This window comes from Stakelama saccharophila, from assembly GCF_032229225.1.
Taxonomy (GTDB): Bacteria; Pseudomonadota; Alphaproteobacteria; order Sphingomonadales; family Sphingomonadaceae; genus Sphingomonas; species Sphingomonas saccharophila.
The window spans coordinates 1,460,886-1,476,379 of the sequence record NZ_CP135076.1; the positions used below are offsets into that span (position 1 = coordinate 1,460,886).

Sequence of the window (15,494 nt, forward strand, 5' to 3'; positions counted from 1 at the left end):
CTTCTACGCCGCCTCTGTGCGGCCGTTGCAGAGGAAGCCGATCAGCTTGCCGAGGGTTTCGCGCAGGTCCTTTCTGTGCGTCACCATGTCGATCAGTCCGTGTTCGAGATAATATTCGCTGGTCTGGAAATCCTCGGGCAGCTTTTCGCGGATCGTCGATTCGATCACCCGCCTGCCGGTGAAGGCCAGCGTCGCGCCCGGTTCGGCGATGTGCACGTCGCCCAGCATCGCATAGGCCGCCATCACGCCGCCCGAGGTCGGGTCGGTGAGGACGACGATATAGGGCAGGCTGGCGTCGTGCAGCATTTCGATCGCGACGGTGGTGCGCGGCATCTGCATCAGGCTCAATATGCCTTCCTGCATCCGCGCGCCCCCGCTGGCGGTGAAGACGATATAGGGGGCCTTGTCGGCGATCGCGGCCTCGACGCCGGCGATGAACGCCTCACCCACGGCCTGACCCATCGAGCCGCCCATGAAGGCGAAATTCTGTACGCCGACCACCGCCTTGCCGCCCTCGATCGTGCCACGGGCGTTCAGGAAGGCGTCCTGATCGCCGGTCTGCGCGCGGGCCGCCTTCAGGCGTTCGGTATAGCGCTTGGAATCGCGGAACTTCAGCGGATCCTCGGCCACCCTGGGGCTGGGAAGCACCGTGAATTTCTGCTCGTCGAACAGATATTCGAAGCGCAGTTGCGGGCCGATGCGGCCGTGATGTTCGCAATTGGGGCAGACATGGAGGTTCTCCTCCCACTCCTTGCGGAACACCATCTGGCCACAGCCCTTGCACTTGTACCAGAGGTTATCGGGCGTCTCGCGCTTGGTGATGAAGGGGATCGCGTTGCGGACGCGGTTGAGCCAGCTCATGCGGTTTCCTTTGCTGCGGCGCGGATCGCGGCCGCCAGTGTCTGTACATAGTCGCGCACCGGACCTGGTGCATCCTCGCCGTGCTCGGCGATCCGCTCGACGATCGCCGAGCCGACCACCACGCCGTCGGCGACCCGCGCGATGGCGGCGGCCTGTTCGGGCGTGCGGACGCCGAAGCCCACCGCCACGGGCAGGTCGCTCGCTACCTTGAGCGCGGCGACCGCCGTCTCGATCGTGCCGGCCGCGGCCTGTTGCTTGCCGGTGATTCCGGCGACCGAGACATAATAGAGAAAGCCGCCCGCGCCTTCCAGCACCGCAGGCAGGCGGCACGCATCGGTGGTGGGCGTAGCGAGCCGTACGAGGTCGATCCCCGCATTTCGCAGCGCCGGGCCGAGACTTGCATCCTCTTCCGGCGGAATGTCGACGCAGATCACGCCGTCGACCCCGGCGGCGCGTGCAGCCTCGGCGAACCAGTCGGCACCACGTCGTACCATGGGATTCGCATAGCCCATCAGCACCAGCGGCACGTCCGGATGGCGGTCGCGGAAGGTGCGGGCGGTGGCGAGCACGTCCGCGGTGGTGGTGCCGGCGGCGAGGCTGCGCAGATCGGCGGCCTGGATCGCCGGACCGTCGGCCATGGGATCGGTGAACGGCATGCCGAGTTCGATGACGTCGGCGCCGCCTTCGACCAGCGCGTCGAGGATCGCCGGCGTCGCCGCGGGCGAGGGGTCGCCGGCGGTCACGAAGGTCACGAGCGCGGCGCGATTTTCGTCGGCGGCCCCGGCAAAGGCTTGGGCAAGACGATCGGTCATCACCGGATGCCCCGCCTCGCGCGGCGGCGGAGGAAATGGCGGGTGACGAGCGCCGATCCCAGGATGGCGACGAGGAACAGGATCACCAGCACGGTCGCGGAGACGGTCGAGGGCGAGAGGCTGAACAGCCCGTTTTCGGCCAGGTTGAAGACGAGGATGCCGGCCAGTTCGATCACCAGGAACCAGCCGAAGAAATTGACGAGGAGGAATTGCAGGCGGCTCATATCGCGACTCCCAGGGCTTCGGCGACGGTGAAGATGTCCTTGTCGCCGCGGCCGCACAGATTGGCGAGGATGACCTGATCCTCGTCCATTTCCCGTGCCTTGGCGGCGACCGCTGCGATGGCGTGTGAAGGTTCCAGCGCCGGGATGATGCCTTCCGTGCGGCACAGGAGCTGGAAAGCGTCGAGCGCCTGCTCGTCGGTAACCGCGGTATATTCCACCCGGCCGATATCCTTCAGCCAGGCATGTTCGGGACCGATGCCGGGATAGTCCAGGCCGGCGCTGATCGAATGGGCCTCGGTAATCTGACCGTCCTGCGTTTGCAGCAAATAGGTCTTATTGCCGTGAAGCACGCCCGGAAAACCGCCGGCGAGGCTGGCGGCATGCTTGCTGTCCAGCCCTTCGCCCGCCGCTTCGACGCCGAGCATCTTCACTTGTGCATCGTCTAGAAAGGGATGAAACAGCCCGATCGCGTTCGACCCGCCGCCGATCGCGGCGACGAGCAGGTCGGGCAGGCGACCGGTGCGCGCCTGCATCTGCTCGCGCGCCTCTCGGCCGATCACGCTCTGGAAATCGCGAACAAGCTCGGGATAGGGGTGCGGGCCGGCGGCGGTGCCGATGATGTAGAAGGTGTCGTGAACGTTGGCGACCCAGTCCCTGAGCGCTTCGTTCATCGCGTCCTTCAGCGTCTTCGCGCCCGACTCCACCGCGCGAACCTCCGCGCCCAGCAGCTTCATGCGGAATACGTTGGGCTGCTGCCGCGCCGCATCTTTGGCGCCCATATAGATGACGCAGGGCAGGCCGAAGCGGGCGGCGACGGTGGCGGTCGCCACCCCGTGCTGGCCGGCGCCGGTTTCCGCGATGATGCGCGTCTTGCCCATGCGTTTGGCGAGCAGGATCTGGCCGATGCAGTTGTTGATCTTGTGCGCACCGGTGTGATTGAGTTCGTCGCGTTTGAACCAGACAGCCGCGCCCTTGCCGGGCGCTGCATCCGCGCGCAGCGCCTCGGTCAACCGCTCGGCATAATAAAGCGGGCTGGGGCGGCCGACATAATGTTCGAGCAGGTCCTCGAACTCCGCCGTGAACGCCGGATCGGCCTTCGCGGCGCGATAGGCGCGGTCGAGTTCGAGGATAAGCGGCATCAGCGTCTCGGCGACGTAGCGGCCGCCATAATCGCCGAAATGGCCCCGTTCGTCGGGCTGAGTGCGGTAGGAGTTCGCGGTCATCATGTCCATTTGCCGTTCGCGTGCAGCGAAGTCGAGATGCCTGTCCGTGTGCCGCGATGGTTGCCGGACGCGGATGGATCAGGCCGCAGCGGTCGCTTGGAGGAATGCGGCGATCTTGTCCACCGCCTTGATGCCCGGGGCCGATTCCACGCCGGAGGAGACATCGACCAGCGGCGCCCCGGTGCGGTGGATCGCCTCGGCGACGTTGGCGGCATCCAGGCCGCCGGACAGCGCCCAGGGAAGCGGGTGGCGAAACCCTTCCAGCAGCGTCCAGTCGAAGCGCAGGCCCATGCCGCCGGGAAGGGCGGCATCGTCCGGGGTTCTGGCGTCGTAGAGGACCCGGTCCGCGGCCTGGGCATAGCGGCGGGCGGCGTCGAGATCGGCGCGAGTCTTGACCGCGACCGCCGACCAGATTTCCCGGCCTGTCCGGCCGCGGATGGCGGCGGTGCGCTCCGGCGCGGTGCGGTGAAGCTGGAGCGCATCGAGTTTCGCAGCGGCAATGGCCGCGTCGAGCAGGTTGTCATCGGGGTCAACGAATACGCCGACCTTACGGACGTGCGGCGGCACCCGCGCGGCGAGCGCTGCGACCGCGTCGAAGCTCACATGGCGCGGCGACGGGGCAAAGAACACGAATCCGACATGGCTTGCGCCGCCACGCACGGCCGCATCCAGCGTATCGGGCGTGGACAGTCCGCAGATCTTCGCATCGGTCGCCATGCCAGCCCCCATCGGGGCTTCGGCCGCGCTTGGCAAGACCCGGCGGCGTGATCATGCGGGGAACGGAACGGGCGATCCGCGGGTTCAGGTTTGATCGAGCCGCCCAACGGGCGGTGCCGTGAAAGGAAGATCTCATGCTCTGGACGATCGCCGTCATTCTGCTGATATTGTGGCTACTCGGCTTCTTTGCCTTCCATGTCGCGGGTGGGTTGATCCATCTGCTGCTCGTGATCGCCGTGATCGTCGTGGTGTGGCAATTGATCGCGGGCCGGCGACGGCTTTGACCGGCCTGCGCCGGGGGTGCGCTAGAGCGTCGCCTCGATCGCGCGGGCGGCCTCGTCCGGATCGTCGGCCTGGGTGATCGGGCGGCCGATGACGAGGACCGAGGCACCGCCGTCCAACGCTGCGCGGGGCGTGACGACGCGCTTCTGATCGGCGGACTTGCCGGCGGCGGGCCTGACGCCGGGGACGACGAAGAACCCGTCCTTCCAGGCCTTGTGCGCGGCCGACACCTCCTCGCCGGAACAGACGATGCCGTCGACGCCCGATTCCCGTGCGAGTTCGGCGAGACGCAACACCTGTTCGTGCGGGTCGGCGGCCAGGCCGATCGAGCGCATATCGGCACCGTCGAGGCTGGTGAGCATCGTCACCGCCACGACCTTGGTGCCGGCGGCGGCCGCCGCCTTGGCATCCTCCAGCATCGCGCGGCCACCGGCGGCGTGGACCGTCAGGATCGCGGGGTCGAGCGGGCGCAGCGCCTGGATCGCCTTGGCGACCGTGTTGGGAATGTCGTGCAGCTTGAGGTCGAGGAAGACCGGCAGACCGACTTCCGCCATCTCGTGAACGCCGTGACGGCCGTTCGCCATGAAGAATTCGAGGCCGAGCTTGATGCCGCCGACATGCTGTTTCACGCGCGTCGCAACCGCCTTGGCGCGGTCGATATCGGGAGTGTCGAGTGCAACGTAGATCGGTGATTTCACGCGCTGCGCCCTCCGGTGCCGGAGGAAAATAGCGGGCCGTCATCCGCGGGCGTCGCGTCGGCGGCGGGCGCGGGATCGCCGGGCTCGGCAGTGGCCGGCTTCGATTCGTGCAGGGCGCGCAGTTCGGTGAGCGCACGCTCCGATGCCGCGAGCCGCTGCCGTAACCGCCAGCGTACGGTGTAATAAGCGAGCAGCATCGGCACGAAGCCGATCAGGAACGTGACAAGCAGCAGCAGCGGCAGGTTCACGTCCGCGACCACCCCGCCCCAGAGACGGATCTCCACCGGGACCCAGTTGTTCAGCGCGAAAGCCGCGGCCAGGCCGATGATCAGCGCCCAGAACAGGGTCTTCAGAAACTGCATGCCGTCGCTTCTCGCCTCCCGGTGTTTTCGCGCGCCCGCCACTCTAGGCGGGGAGGGCGCGGGGGGGAAGGGGTGGGACGCGGGGAAGGTCGGCTGAGGAGACGCGGACGAGCGATTCCCCCCCCCGCGAGCTTGCTTGGGGAGGAGTCCGCGTCAGCCGATTTCCTTGCGCACTGCCGCGATCAGGCCGGCGGCGTTGGTCAGGCGGGTTTCCTCTTCGTCGAGGATGGCGTGGAAGGCCTCGCGCTTCAGGCGGGCGACATGGCCCGCTTTCATGCGGCTGCCGGAGGGGAGGGTCGACAGGACGATATCGATCAGACGGTCGGCCCCGTGGAGACGGCCCCAGAGATAGTCGTTCTCGCGATAGCCGCGGCTGAAGAACGCGCCGAAGCTGTTGAACTGGATGCCCTTCAAGGTCGCCTCGGCCCCGCCCTCGCGGATGGCGGTGGCGTCGTCGGGGGAGATGCGATCGACGCGGATGGGATCGAATTCGTCGAGCCCCTCGCCCTGGAGCAGCGGCAGGGTCGCGATGTCGAAGAACGGAAAGCCGAGATAGGCGAGCAGGATCGGGCGGCGCAGTTCGCGCGACAGGGCGCTCAGGCCCCGCGACAACAGATCGTCGGTGCGGGCGTCGAGCGCGGGCAGGTCCATGCGATCCGCCACGCGGTCGAGCAGCGGGCCGGCATCGCCTTTCAGGTCGCGGACCTCCGGCTTGAGGTCGGCAAAGGTCTCGCGCCGCTCGCATTCCAGATAGGCGGCGAGCGATTCGTAGACGGCGTCGCGGATGGGCGTCAGCTCCGCCTGGGAGTGCTCCTCGTCAAGCTCGGTGAGGCGGCGGGCGACGAGGCGCAGGCGGCGAATGCGAAAGGCGAGGTCGTGGCTGCGCAGGAAATCGAGCGTGGCAGGCGCAGCATTGTCGCCGCCGCTCGCGCCGAAATCGTCGTAGCCGCGATCGCGCACCGCCTTGTTCACCGCTTCGTGAATGGTGCGGCGATGGTCCGGGCCGGGGCGGTCGGCCACCGTGTGCAGCAGCTCGGTGATGCGGTCGATCATGTTGTCGACCTTCAACAGACCGTAGGAGGTGTGACCGTAGCCCGCCTTCGCCGCCGCCGCCGTCTGGGCGCGGCGGCGCCAGGAGACGATGCGCTTGGGCGTCGGATAGTCGAGGAACAGCGTATAGCCGAACAGCGACACGACCTGGGTTTCCACCTCGGCGCGGATCTTCTCGACGATGGCGAGCATGCGCGTGATCCGTTCGGACCGATCGGCGAGGTCTTCCAGATTGTCGCGAATGGGTTGCTGACGCGGCAGTTCGGACAGCGCGCCGATGATCGTCTGGAAAAAACCGGGCGCATCCTTTTCCCGCCTGGATGCGCCGAAGCGGTGGCCGGGCGTCGGGTCGATATAGATGAAGCGGCGATCGACCTGGCGGCGGGCGGGGCGTTCGCGCAGAGCCGCGATCGCCGGGCGGAACGGAGCGTTGGCGAGCACCGAACCGTCGATCAGCGCCGCCTTGTCGACCGCACCGATGGCGAAATGGCGCGGAAGCGCATGTTCGAGGAACGCCTCGCGGTGCGGCCAGTCGACATTGCGGTCGGCCACGACCTTGTCGAGTTCGGCAATCGTGAAGGGTGGGAAGGCGCCGGGAAAGCTGGAGGTCGCGCGTGCGGCGAAGGCCAGTTCGGCCGGATGTGCCAGCGCATCGCCCATATGACCGCGATCGGTGAACGAGCAGACGAGGCGGTGCTCGGTCTCGACCACTTCGGGCGGGGAGTTGAGGCGCAGCCGTTCGGGATGGCCGGCGAAATCGGTGATGGTGACGAACAGGTCGAGGGGCTGGCCGGGCGGGAGCAGGCGCGGATCTTCCTGCGTCTTCGCCATCGCGTCGAGCGCATCGAACATCATCGTCAGCATCTGCTCGCCGCCGAAGGGCGGCTCGAACCAGCGCGAGCGGACGAAATGTTCCAGCTTGGCGCGCACCTCGTCGCGGCTTTCCGGGTCGACCGTCTCGTCGACATTGCTGCCGCGCCCGGCCACCATCCAGGCGATGGGCAGCGCCCAGAATTTCGTCATCTTGCTCGACGGCGCGCGTGACGGGGCGAGCAGCGCTTCGACATCTGCCTTTTCCAGCCACATTGCCGTCAGCGGCTCGAGCGATTGGCCGGTGGTGATCGCCTGGGCCAGGAATACGCCGTTGATGCCGCCCGCGCTCGCGCCCGCGACGATGTCGACCATGACGCGCAGGCGCAGCCCGGCGGTGTCGGCAATGTTTTCGAGCAACGCGCGATAGACCGCCTGGCTGCCGCTTGTCGGCGGTTCGTCGTCGCAGAAGGCGCGGCTGGCGCGGGCGAGGCGCCAAATCTCCTTGGTGATGCCGTGCATGTAAACGGCGAGGCTGATGCCGCCGTAGCAGACCAGCGCCAGCCGTAATTCCTTGTCGCGCATCCTGCCCCGCCCGTATTCCTATGCGGGGGCCAGCCTAGCCCAGATCGGCAGGTGATCGGAAGCGGTGCGTGCAGCCGCGCTTTCATGGACCCCCGCTTCCAGAATCGTCAGGTCGCGCGAGGCCATGATCCGGTCGAGCGTGGCGACCGGCCGGCGCGCGTGAAAGCTGCGGCCGCATGGGGCAAAGGCGAAGTCGCGGCCGAAATCGCGCAGGCAGCCGCGCGCGGTGCTCCATTCGTTGAGGTCGCCCATCAGCACGGCGGGCAGCGGCTTCGCGCTGGCGGCGATGTGCGAAAGAATGGCGTGCGCCTGCCGCCGCCGCCAGAGGCCGGAAAGGTCGAGATGCATGCCGATGATGCGCAAAGGGACGCCATTCACGCGGAGATCGGCCATCACCGCGCCGCGCGGTTCCAGCGCGGGCAGGTGGATCGGCTCGCAATCGAGGATATGCGCACCTTTACGCACCAGGATCACATTGCCGTGCCAGCCCATGCTCATCGGGCGCATGGTCACGGGCACCGGTTTCCAGTCGGTATGTTCCTCCAGCAGATGCGGGGCGATGACGCTCATCCGCCTGCCGAAACGGCGGTCGGCCTCCTGCAGCGCGATCACGTCGGCGTCGATCTCGTTCAGGACATGCAGCGTGCGTTCGGGATCGCGCCGGCGATCGGTGCCGATCGACTTGTGCGTATTGTAGCTCGCGACCTTGATCATCGTCGGTCAATTATCGCTTCGTACGGGCAGAGAGTTCCCGCCGTCATGTCAGGCGGGCCGTTTCGGCAGGCGAATGGTGGCGACCAAACCGCCGCCGTCGCGGTTGGCGAGTACGATCTCGCCGCCCGCCTCCCGCACGATTGCCCGGGCGAGGGCGAGGCCCAGGCCGATGCCGCCGGTTTCGCGGTTGCGCGAACTTTCCAGCCGGGTGAAGGGATCGAACACGGCGGCGAGCTTGTCGTCGGGGATGCCGGGGCCGCGATCGGCGACGGCGATGCCGACATGGCCGTCATCCTGATTCAGCGCGACCTCGGCCGCGCCGGCATATTTGACCGCATTCTCGATGAGGTTGCGCAGTGCGCGACGCATCAGCGACGGGCGAATGCGGACGAGGATGCGCGGCGTTTCCTCCGCCGTCACGTCGGCGCCGATATCGCGGAAATCCTCCACTACCGCATCGACCAGCGCCGACAGGTCGACCTGCGTGGCGGGTTCGCTGGGGCGGCCGAGCCGGGCGAGCGAGAGGATGTCGTCGAGCGTTCGGTTCATTTCGTCGATGGTGTCGGCCATCTTCGCGCGGTCGCCATCGTCCTCGACCGATTCGATGCGCACGCGAAGCGCGGCCAGCGGTGTCCGCAGGTCGTGGCCGATCGCGCCCAGCATCCGGTCCTTTTCGTCCAGCATGGCGGCGACGCGGTCGGAAAGCTGGTTGAAGGCGATGATCACCGCGCGAACGTCGCCGGGGCCACGTTCCTCGACATCGGTGCCGGGGGTAGAGGGATCGAAGGTGCGCGCGGCGGTCGCCAGGTCGCGCAGCGGACGGGCGATGCGACGGCCGATCCAGAACATCGGGATCAGGGTGACGAGATAGATGACCAGCGTCTGGGCGATGAGCTGCCAGAAGATGAAATTGCTGCTGTCCGGCCAGGGGGTGCGGACGTTCAGCCAACCGCTGCCGGGGACTTCGACGGCGATGCGCAACTCGGTGCCGACACGGCGCAGGCGCTCGGCCCGGCGGCTGTGACGATGGCGCAGGCGCGGGTCGTCGGCGCGCAGGTCGCGGATTTCGGTGGCGATCGCGCCGGCGGTGAGGTTCGCTTCGGCCAGGCCGTCGCGGATGCCCTGCTCGACCTTCGGCGCGTCGTGATGGGTCACGGGGATGCGGCTCCTCGTGTCGATGCGGGTCTGGCGCAGGCCGCGACGGTCGACGACCGGTTCGCCCGAGCGCAGGTTTTCCATCGAATCGATCACGCGGTTGACGGCGGGCACGGTGAACTGGGCGTAGCGAAGCTGGCGACGGCCGTTGAGGAGCAGGGCGAAGTTGATCGCCTGGGCCACGAACAGCAGGATCGCGACCAGCAGCATGAGCTGGCCCGGCAGGCTGCGCGGCCAGAGTGAGCGGGTCACAGCCGCGTCACCTCCGCCGCCAGCGTATAGCCGCCGCCCCACACCGTCTTGATGATCGCCGGATCCCTGGGATCGGCCTCGATCTTCTTGCGCAGGCGGCTGACCTGATTGTCGATGGCGCGGTCGAACGCGGCAGCTTCGCGCCCCTGGGTGAGGTCGAGAAGCTGGTCGCGGGTCAGCACCTGGCGCGGTCGCTGCACCAGCGCGAGGAGCAGATTGAACTCCCCCGTCGACAGCGGGACCGAAACACCCTCGCGATCGACGAGCGCGCGTTCCCCCGTCTTCAGCACCCAACCGGCGAAGGAATAGGCGCCGGCCTCGGGCGCATTCTGGCGTGTCCCGCCGGCGGCGAGGCGGCGCAGCACGACCTTGATGCGCGCGGCGAGTTCGCGCGGGGAGAAAGGCTTCACGACATAATCGTCGGCGCCCATTTCCAGCCCGACGATGCGGTCGGTCTCTTCCGATCGGGCGGTGAGCAGGATGACCGGCGTCTCGCTGGTCGCGCGGATATGGCGGCATAGCGACAGGCCGTCTTCGCCCGGCATCATGATGTCGAGGACGACGAGGTCGATCGCATAGGCGTTGAGGCGGTCGCGCGCGGTGGCGGCATCGCCCACCTGCGTCACACGGAAACCCTGTTTGGTCAGGAACTGGGCGAGCGGTTCGCGGATGGAGCGCTCGTCGTCTACCAGCAGCAGGTGCGGGGTTTCAGCCATATCGCTCGCGGTAGCCATAAACGGGGGAAACGAAAAGAGGGCCGGGCGAGCAGGGAGCACTCGCCCGGCAGGTCGGGGAGGAGACTTAATCGGCGGGCGGCGGAGGCGGCGGGCCGTTGCGGTCGCGCATTTGGTCGCGGGCCTTCATCTTCGCGCGGACCGCGTCGTGTTCGGCCTTGTCGATGCGGCCGTCCTTGTTGGCGTCGGCCCTGGCGAAGCGATCCATCGCGGCCGCGCGGAATTCGGCCTGGCTGATGGTGCCGTTCTCGTCGGTGTCGAGCTTCGCCATCATTCGCTCGCGCATCTGGTCGCGGCGCGCCTCGAACTGCGCCTTGGCAGCCTGTTTTTCAGTATCCGACAGCGCGCCGTCCTTGTTGGCGTCGAAGCGCTGCATCATGCGTTCGTGCATCCCGCCGTGGCCGCGCTTGCCGCGATGTTCTTGCCATTTGGCGCGGGCGGCCTGCTTTTCCTCGGCCGAGACAGTGCCGTTACCGTCGGTATCGAGCCGCGCGGTCATCCTGGCCTTGCCCGCCTGACGCTCCGCGTCGGAGAGCTGGCCGTCGCCATTGGTGTCGAGCCGCTTCATCCAGCGACCGCCATGCTTGCGGTGATGGCCGCGCATGCCCTTGTGGTGGCGTCCCATCTCGTCCGCCGAGAGCTGGCCGTCCTTGTCGGCGTCCTGGCGGGCGAACCGGGCATCGGCCGCGGCGATGGCTTCGTCGCGGGTGACGATGCCGTCCTTGTTGGCGTCCGGGCCGAAATGATGGCGACCGGCGGGCGCGGGCTGCTGCTGCGCCGCGACAGCGACGCCGGTCAGCGACGTGGCGGCGAGTGCGGCCGAAATGATCAACTTCTTCATGACTGCGATAATCCTTTCCGAGAGCGCTATGCTTGCGCTTCGGTGCCCTTTCTGGGGGAAGGTTGTCGCGCGAGTTTGTCAGGCGTTCGGAAAAGTGTCGCAAATTGTCGCAAGCGGTTCTCCCGGTGGGGCGGAGGTCGGCCGCTGCTGTGGCTTATCGGTCCGATGATTTCGCCGTCTGGCCGAACAGGATCCTCTTCTGCTCGTCCGTCATCCCGCTCTCGCTCGCCGGGCGGATCTCCTCGCCCTTGGCATAGGCGGCGAGCGTGGCGGGGCGGTCATGGATCGCGTCGAACCAGCGCTTCACATTGGCGAAGTCGTTCAGGTCCTGCCCTTGCGCTTCGTGTGGCACGATCCAGGGATAGCAGGCCATGTCGGCAATCGAATAATCGCCGGCGATGAAATCGCGGCCCTCGAGCTGGCGGTCGAGCACGCCGTACAGCCGGTTGGTCTCGTTGACATAGCGGTCGATGGCGTAGGGAATCTTCTCCGGCGCATATCTGTTGAAATGGTGGTTCTGGCCCGCCATCGGGCCGAGGCCGCCCATCTGCCACATCAGCCACTGGATGACCTGATAGCGCCGGCGCATGTCGCTGGGGAGGAATCTGCCGGTCTTTTCCGCCAGATACATCAGGATCGCACCCGATTCGAAGATGGCGACGGGGTCGCCGCCACCGACGGGATCGCGGTCGACGATCGCCGGCATGCGGTTATTGGGTGCGATCTTGAGGAAATCGGGTTTGAACTGATCGCCCGCGCCGATGTTCACCGGGTGGATGTCATAGTCGAGGCCGGTCTCTTCCAGGAGCATCGTGATCTTGTGGCCGTTGGGCGTCGGCCAGTAATGCAGATCGATCATAGGTGTGTCCCTTGCAGTGAAGCGTCCGCGAAACATGGGAAGAGTCGCGATCGAGGCAAGGCGCGGCGGCGCTCGGATCGTCTTTGACGGAGAGGATGTTTTACCGCGTGACGCATGGCCCGCCGTGCCAAACCCTCAAATAAGGTGATGTGCGCTGCCCCGCGCGATACGTTCGAGGAGAGCGCGATCGCCACCGCACCCGATGTCGAGGCGCTCGTCGACCGGCGGCGCCTTCCGCAGGCGGGCGCGAATGGCTGGCGGCGAAGTTCCCCGCCGTCGTTGAAGGTGCGCTCATTGGCTGAGTAGTTCCTGATCCACTGTTTCTGAAATTCGGTTTAGTCCGGCCAACCTCCCATCGTCGGGTGTTGTATTTCGGATACGTGCAGTATTTCAGGGCGATATACGGCGTTCGACATGTCTTGACGCGAGCCCGATTGCAGGCTCTATTCGAGCATAGGGTATGCAGCACAACGATGTTGCGGCCAATGGGAGAGGAATGATGCTTAAGCCGACGCTTCTTTCGGCCTGCGCGGGCTCGGCGCTCATGCTCGCGCTCGCCGCGCCCGTGCATGCACAGGACACGGACGACGCCGGGCAGGCAGCCGCCGAACCGTCGGCGCAGGGCGAAACGGGAACGCCGCTTGCCGGGGATGAGGCCAATCCACCGATGTCGCAGGACATCATTGTCACCGCGCAGGGACGCCGTCAGGTGCTGGCCGACGTGCCGGTCGCCATTTCGGCGGTAAATGCCGAGAGCCTGGAGAAATCGGGAGCCAGCGACATTCGCGAGCTGAATCAGCTCGCGCCGTCGCTGCTGGTGTCCTCGACGGGTAACGAAGCGAATGGATCGGCGCGCATCCGCGGAATCGGCACCGTTGGCGACAATCCGGGCCTGGAAAGCTCGGTCGCGGTCTTCATCGACGGTGTCTATCGTTCGCGCAGCGGCAATGCGCTGGGCGAACTGGGGCCGATCGACCGGGTCGAGATCCAGCGCGGTCCCCAGGGCACGCTGGGCGGGCGCAACTCGTCGGCCGGGCTTATCAGCATCTATACCGCGCCGCCGGAATTCGACTTTTCGGGCTATGGTTCGGCCAGCTACGGCAATTACGACCATTACCGGTTCGAAGCAGGCGTCAACGCGCCCCTGACGGAGACGCTCGCGGCGCGGATCGACGGCGTCTATGCCAAGCGCGACGGCTTCTATACCGATGTCGTCAACGATACCGACGTCAACAACAAGGACCGGTATCTGGTTCGCGGCCAATTGCTGTTCGAGCCGAGTTCGGCCATCCGGCTGCGGCTGGTCGGCGACTATTCGAAAAAGGACGAAGCCTGCTGCGCGGCCACCTTCGTCCAGCCGGAATTTGCGCCGCTCGCGCGCCTTGCGGACGATATTTCGGTTCTCGATACCAACAACGCGCCATTCGATTATCCCGGTACGCAGACGCCCGCACTGACCAGCACGGCCAATCCGATCATCCCGATCCTGCTCGGCCTGGGGCAGGATCCGCGCGCGCTCAATCAGAGCACCTTCGACCGCGACATCTATATGTCACCCGGCCGTTCCTTCGCCGGCCAGACCGAGGATTACGGCGTCTCGCTGCAGGGCGATTTCGAGTTCGGCGACGTCAACCTGACCTCGATCACGGCGTACCGCGAATATTCCAACTTCCAGGGGTCGGATACCGACTATACGCAGGTCGACATCCTGTACCGTGCGCCGAACGAAAATGGCGGGGCGCGGGCGTTCAAGACATTTTCACAGGAGTTTCGGCTTTCGGGCACGCTGTTCGGGGACAAGCTGGACTGGCTGGTCGGCGCCTATTACGCCAACGAAAAGCTGGAGGTGCGGGACAATCTGCGCTTCGGCAACCAATATGGCGCGTTCGCGCCGTGCCGGATCGTCAACGCGGTCAACCCGGCGCTGGCATCACCCACGAGCACCGGCTGCCTGAGCGCGACGGGCCGCGCCATCCTGTCCGCGGCCAATGGCGGCGCGGGCGCGTTCGGCCCGGCCACGCCGCTGATCTTCGCCGGGCTCGACACGCTGGCGCAGATCAACGACCTGGGCTCGGACGTCGACATCTATAATCAGGACAGCGAGAATTTCGCGCTGTTCACCCACAACATCTTCCATGTCACCGACAAGCTGGATGTCACGCTGGGCGTGCGGTACACGAACGAGACCAAGGATTTCCACTCCTCCTTCACCAACGACAACATCTATTGCCCGATCAATCGCGACCTTTTGTCGCCGCTACTCGCCAATGCCGCGCTGGCGCCGCTGGCGGGGGGCATCATCTCGCTGTCGTGCCAGGGCAATTCGACGTCCGAACTGGATGGCCTGGAACTGTCGGACAAGCGCAAGGAGGACGAATTCACCGGCACGGCGGTCGTGTCCTACCGACCGGTGGAGGACTGGATGGTCTATGCCAGCTATTCGCGCGGCTACAAGGCGGGCGGATTCAATCTCGATCGGTCGGCGCTCGGCAATCCGCTGTTCAACCCGGCGACCAACGGTTCGACCGCCAATCTGCAATTCGGCGCGGAAACGGTGAACGCCTATGAAGTCGGCGCGAAATATGGCGGGCGCAATTTCAGCTTCGGCATCGCCGCGTTCCGCGAGGAATTCGACAATTTCCAGTTGAACACCTTCAACGGATCGGTGTTCCTGGTGCAGAACATCAACGCCTGTTCGACGGATTTAAACGGGGGCGACACGGACGCCGACGCTTCCACCGGGTCCTGCTCACCCGACGACGTTCGGCCGGGCGTGATCTCGCAGGGCGTAGAGCTGGAAAGCGCGATTACGCCGGTGCGCGACCTCAGCGTGACGATGGGCATCACCTATGCCGACACCAAATATCGCCACGACCTGATCGGCACCAACAACGGCGCGCCGCTCGATCCGGCGCTGCGGCTGCTGCCCGGCGACAATCTGTCGAACGCGCCCGAGCTGACGGGTACGGCCTCGCTGTCCTACACGCCGCCGATCGGAAATTCGGGGCTGTCGGGGCTGTTCTACGTGAACGCGCGCACGGTCGACGACTACAATACCGGGTCTGATTTGCTCTATGGCAAGGAGCAGGACAGCTATACCGTTGTGAACGCCAGGATCGGGCTGCGCGGGCCGGACCAGGCCTGGTCGATCGAGGCCTGGGCGCAAAACCTGTTCGATACGCAATATACGCAGGTCGCATTCAACACGCCATTTGTGGCGTCGCAGCAGACCTATTCGGCCTATCTCGCCGAACCGCGGACCTATGGCGTCACGGTGCGCGGCAAATTCTGATCCGGGGGCGATCTTTCACTATT

15 protein-coding genes are annotated in these 15,494 nt (G+C 66.2%); 2 read left to right on the forward strand and 13 right to left on the reverse strand.

The annotated features are described in order from the left end of the window. Positions 1 to 3 precede the first annotated feature (3 nt). The 5 genes from accD to RPR59_RS06900 form a co-directional block, all read right to left on the reverse strand. The gene (gene accD, locus RPR59_RS06880) at positions 4 to 861 is read right to left on the reverse strand and encodes an acetyl-CoA carboxylase, carboxyltransferase subunit beta (RefSeq protein WP_313918024.1); all 858 of its coding nucleotides are present in this window, start codon (positions 859 to 861) and stop codon (positions 4 to 6) included. After that, positions 858 to 1,673 (reverse strand): tryptophan synthase subunit alpha, encoded by an 816-nt coding sequence (trpA, locus tag RPR59_RS06885; protein WP_313918026.1) that lies wholly within the window; start codon positions 1,671 to 1,673, stop codon positions 858 to 860. Before trpA ends, accD begins: the two co-directional genes overlap by 4 nt. Then, the gene (locus tag RPR59_RS06890; RefSeq protein ID WP_313918027.1) at positions 1,673 to 1,897 is read right to left on the reverse strand and encodes a hypothetical protein; all 225 of its coding nucleotides are present in this window, start codon (positions 1,895 to 1,897) and stop codon (positions 1,673 to 1,675) included. Before RPR59_RS06890 ends, trpA begins: the two co-directional genes overlap by 1 nt. Then, positions 1,894 to 3,123 carry a tryptophan synthase subunit beta gene (gene trpB / locus RPR59_RS06895; RefSeq protein ID WP_313918029.1) on the reverse strand — a complete coding sequence of 410 codons (1,230 nt, stop codon included), beginning with the start codon at positions 3,121 to 3,123 and terminating at the stop codon, positions 1,894 to 1,896. Before trpB ends, RPR59_RS06890 begins: the two co-directional genes overlap by 4 nt. Positions 3,124 to 3,198: 75 nt before the next feature. Further along, on the reverse strand, positions 3,199 to 3,837 hold the full coding sequence (locus RPR59_RS06900) for a phosphoribosylanthranilate isomerase (protein WP_313918032.1): 639 nt from the start codon (positions 3,835 to 3,837) through the stop codon (positions 3,199 to 3,201). A 134-nt stretch (positions 3,838 to 3,971) separates the two neighbouring features. On the opposite strand from RPR59_RS06900, the gene RPR59_RS06905 reads away from it, so the two are divergent. After that, the gene (locus RPR59_RS06905; RefSeq protein WP_313918034.1) at positions 3,972 to 4,121 is read left to right on the forward strand and encodes a lmo0937 family membrane protein; all 150 of its coding nucleotides are present in this window, start codon (positions 3,972 to 3,974) and stop codon (positions 4,119 to 4,121) included. Between the two features lie 21 nt (positions 4,122 to 4,142). On the opposite strand, the gene pyrF is transcribed toward RPR59_RS06905, so the two are convergent. The 8 genes from pyrF to RPR59_RS06945 form a co-directional block, all read right to left on the reverse strand. Then, the gene (pyrF, locus tag RPR59_RS06910) at positions 4,143 to 4,817 is read right to left on the reverse strand and encodes an orotidine-5'-phosphate decarboxylase (RefSeq protein WP_313918037.1); all 675 of its coding nucleotides are present in this window, start codon (positions 4,815 to 4,817) and stop codon (positions 4,143 to 4,145) included. Further along, positions 4,814 to 5,179: a lipopolysaccharide assembly protein LapA domain-containing protein gene (locus RPR59_RS06915; RefSeq protein WP_313918039.1), complete on the reverse strand. Its 366-nt coding sequence runs from the start codon at positions 5,177 to 5,179 to the stop codon at positions 4,814 to 4,816. The genes pyrF and RPR59_RS06915 overlap by 4 nt, the downstream gene beginning before the upstream one ends. Positions 5,180 to 5,332: 153 nt before the next feature. Then, positions 5,333 to 7,624 (reverse strand): patatin-like protein, encoded by a 2,292-nt coding sequence (locus tag RPR59_RS06920; protein WP_313918041.1) that lies wholly within the window; start codon positions 7,622 to 7,624, stop codon positions 5,333 to 5,335. A gap of 18 nt (positions 7,625 to 7,642) precedes the next feature. Next, positions 7,643 to 8,338, reverse strand: coding sequence for an endonuclease/exonuclease/phosphatase family protein (locus tag RPR59_RS06925; protein WP_313918043.1), 696 nt, complete (start codon positions 8,336 to 8,338; stop codon positions 7,643 to 7,645). Between the two features lie 48 nt (positions 8,339 to 8,386). Beyond that, complete coding sequence (locus RPR59_RS06930) at positions 8,387 to 9,745, reverse strand: sensor histidine kinase (RefSeq protein ID WP_432280300.1); 1,359 nt, start codon at positions 9,743 to 9,745, stop codon at positions 8,387 to 8,389. Continuing rightward, entirely contained in the window at positions 9,742 to 10,461 is a 720-nt protein-coding gene (locus RPR59_RS06935; RefSeq protein WP_313918045.1) for a response regulator, read from the reverse strand. Before RPR59_RS06935 ends, RPR59_RS06930 begins: the two co-directional genes overlap by 4 nt. Positions 10,462 to 10,546: 85 nt before the next feature. Further along, a complete protein-coding gene (locus RPR59_RS06940) occupies positions 10,547 to 11,320 on the reverse strand; it encodes an EF-hand domain-containing protein (protein ID WP_313918047.1) in 774 nt (257 codons plus the stop codon). Positions 11,321 to 11,474: 154 nt separating this feature from the next. Then, positions 11,475 to 12,179 carry a glutathione S-transferase N-terminal domain-containing protein gene (locus RPR59_RS06945; RefSeq protein ID WP_313918049.1) on the reverse strand — a complete coding sequence of 235 codons (705 nt, stop codon included), beginning with the start codon at positions 12,177 to 12,179 and terminating at the stop codon, positions 11,475 to 11,477. 499 nt (positions 12,180 to 12,678) lie between these two features. Here RPR59_RS06945 and RPR59_RS06950 point away from each other — a divergent pair, with 499 nt between their 5' ends. Continuing rightward, on the forward strand, positions 12,679 to 15,471 hold the full coding sequence (locus RPR59_RS06950) for a TonB-dependent receptor domain-containing protein (RefSeq protein WP_313918051.1): 2,793 nt from the start codon (positions 12,679 to 12,681) through the stop codon (positions 15,469 to 15,471). The last annotated feature ends 23 nt before the right edge of the window (positions 15,472 to 15,494 follow it).

Excerpts from the sequence above, each read along its gene's own strand:
- trpA (WP_313918026.1), bottom strand. The coding sequence starts at position 1,673 with ATGACCGATCGTCTTGCCCAAGCCTTTGCCGGGGCCGCCGACGAAAAT.
- RPR59_RS06950 (WP_313918051.1), top strand. The coding sequence starts at position 12,679 with ATGCTTAAGCCGACGCTTCTTTCGGCCTGCGCGGGCTCGGCGCTCATG.
- RPR59_RS06890 (WP_313918027.1), bottom strand. The coding sequence starts at position 1,897 with ATGAGCCGCCTGCAATTCCTCCTCGTCAATTTCTTCGGCTGGTTCCTG.
- trpB (WP_313918029.1), bottom strand. The coding sequence starts at position 3,123 with ATGATGACCGCGAACTCCTACCGCACTCAGCCCGACGAACGGGGCCAT.
- accD (WP_313918024.1), bottom strand. The coding sequence starts at position 861 with ATGAGCTGGCTCAACCGCGTCCGCAACGCGATCCCCTTCATCACCAAG.
- RPR59_RS06935 (WP_313918045.1), bottom strand. The coding sequence starts at position 10,461 with ATGGCTGAAACCCCGCACCTGCTGCTGGTAGACGACGAGCGCTCCATC.
- RPR59_RS06945 (WP_313918049.1), bottom strand. The coding sequence starts at position 12,179 with ATGATCGATCTGCATTACTGGCCGACGCCCAACGGCCACAAGATCACG.
- RPR59_RS06915 (WP_313918039.1), bottom strand. The coding sequence starts at position 5,179 with ATGCAGTTTCTGAAGACCCTGTTCTGGGCGCTGATCATCGGCCTGGCC.
- RPR59_RS06940 (WP_313918047.1), bottom strand. The coding sequence starts at position 11,320 with ATGAAGAAGTTGATCATTTCGGCCGCACTCGCCGCCACGTCGCTGACC.
- RPR59_RS06905 (WP_313918034.1), top strand. The coding sequence starts at position 3,972 with ATGCTCTGGACGATCGCCGTCATTCTGCTGATATTGTGGCTACTCGGC.
- RPR59_RS06925 (WP_313918043.1), bottom strand. The coding sequence starts at position 8,338 with ATGATCAAGGTCGCGAGCTACAATACGCACAAGTCGATCGGCACCGAT.
- RPR59_RS06920 (WP_313918041.1), bottom strand. The coding sequence starts at position 7,624 with ATGCGCGACAAGGAATTACGGCTGGCGCTGGTCTGCTACGGCGGCATC.
- RPR59_RS06900 (WP_313918032.1), bottom strand. The coding sequence starts at position 3,837 with ATGGCGACCGATGCGAAGATCTGCGGACTGTCCACGCCCGATACGCTG.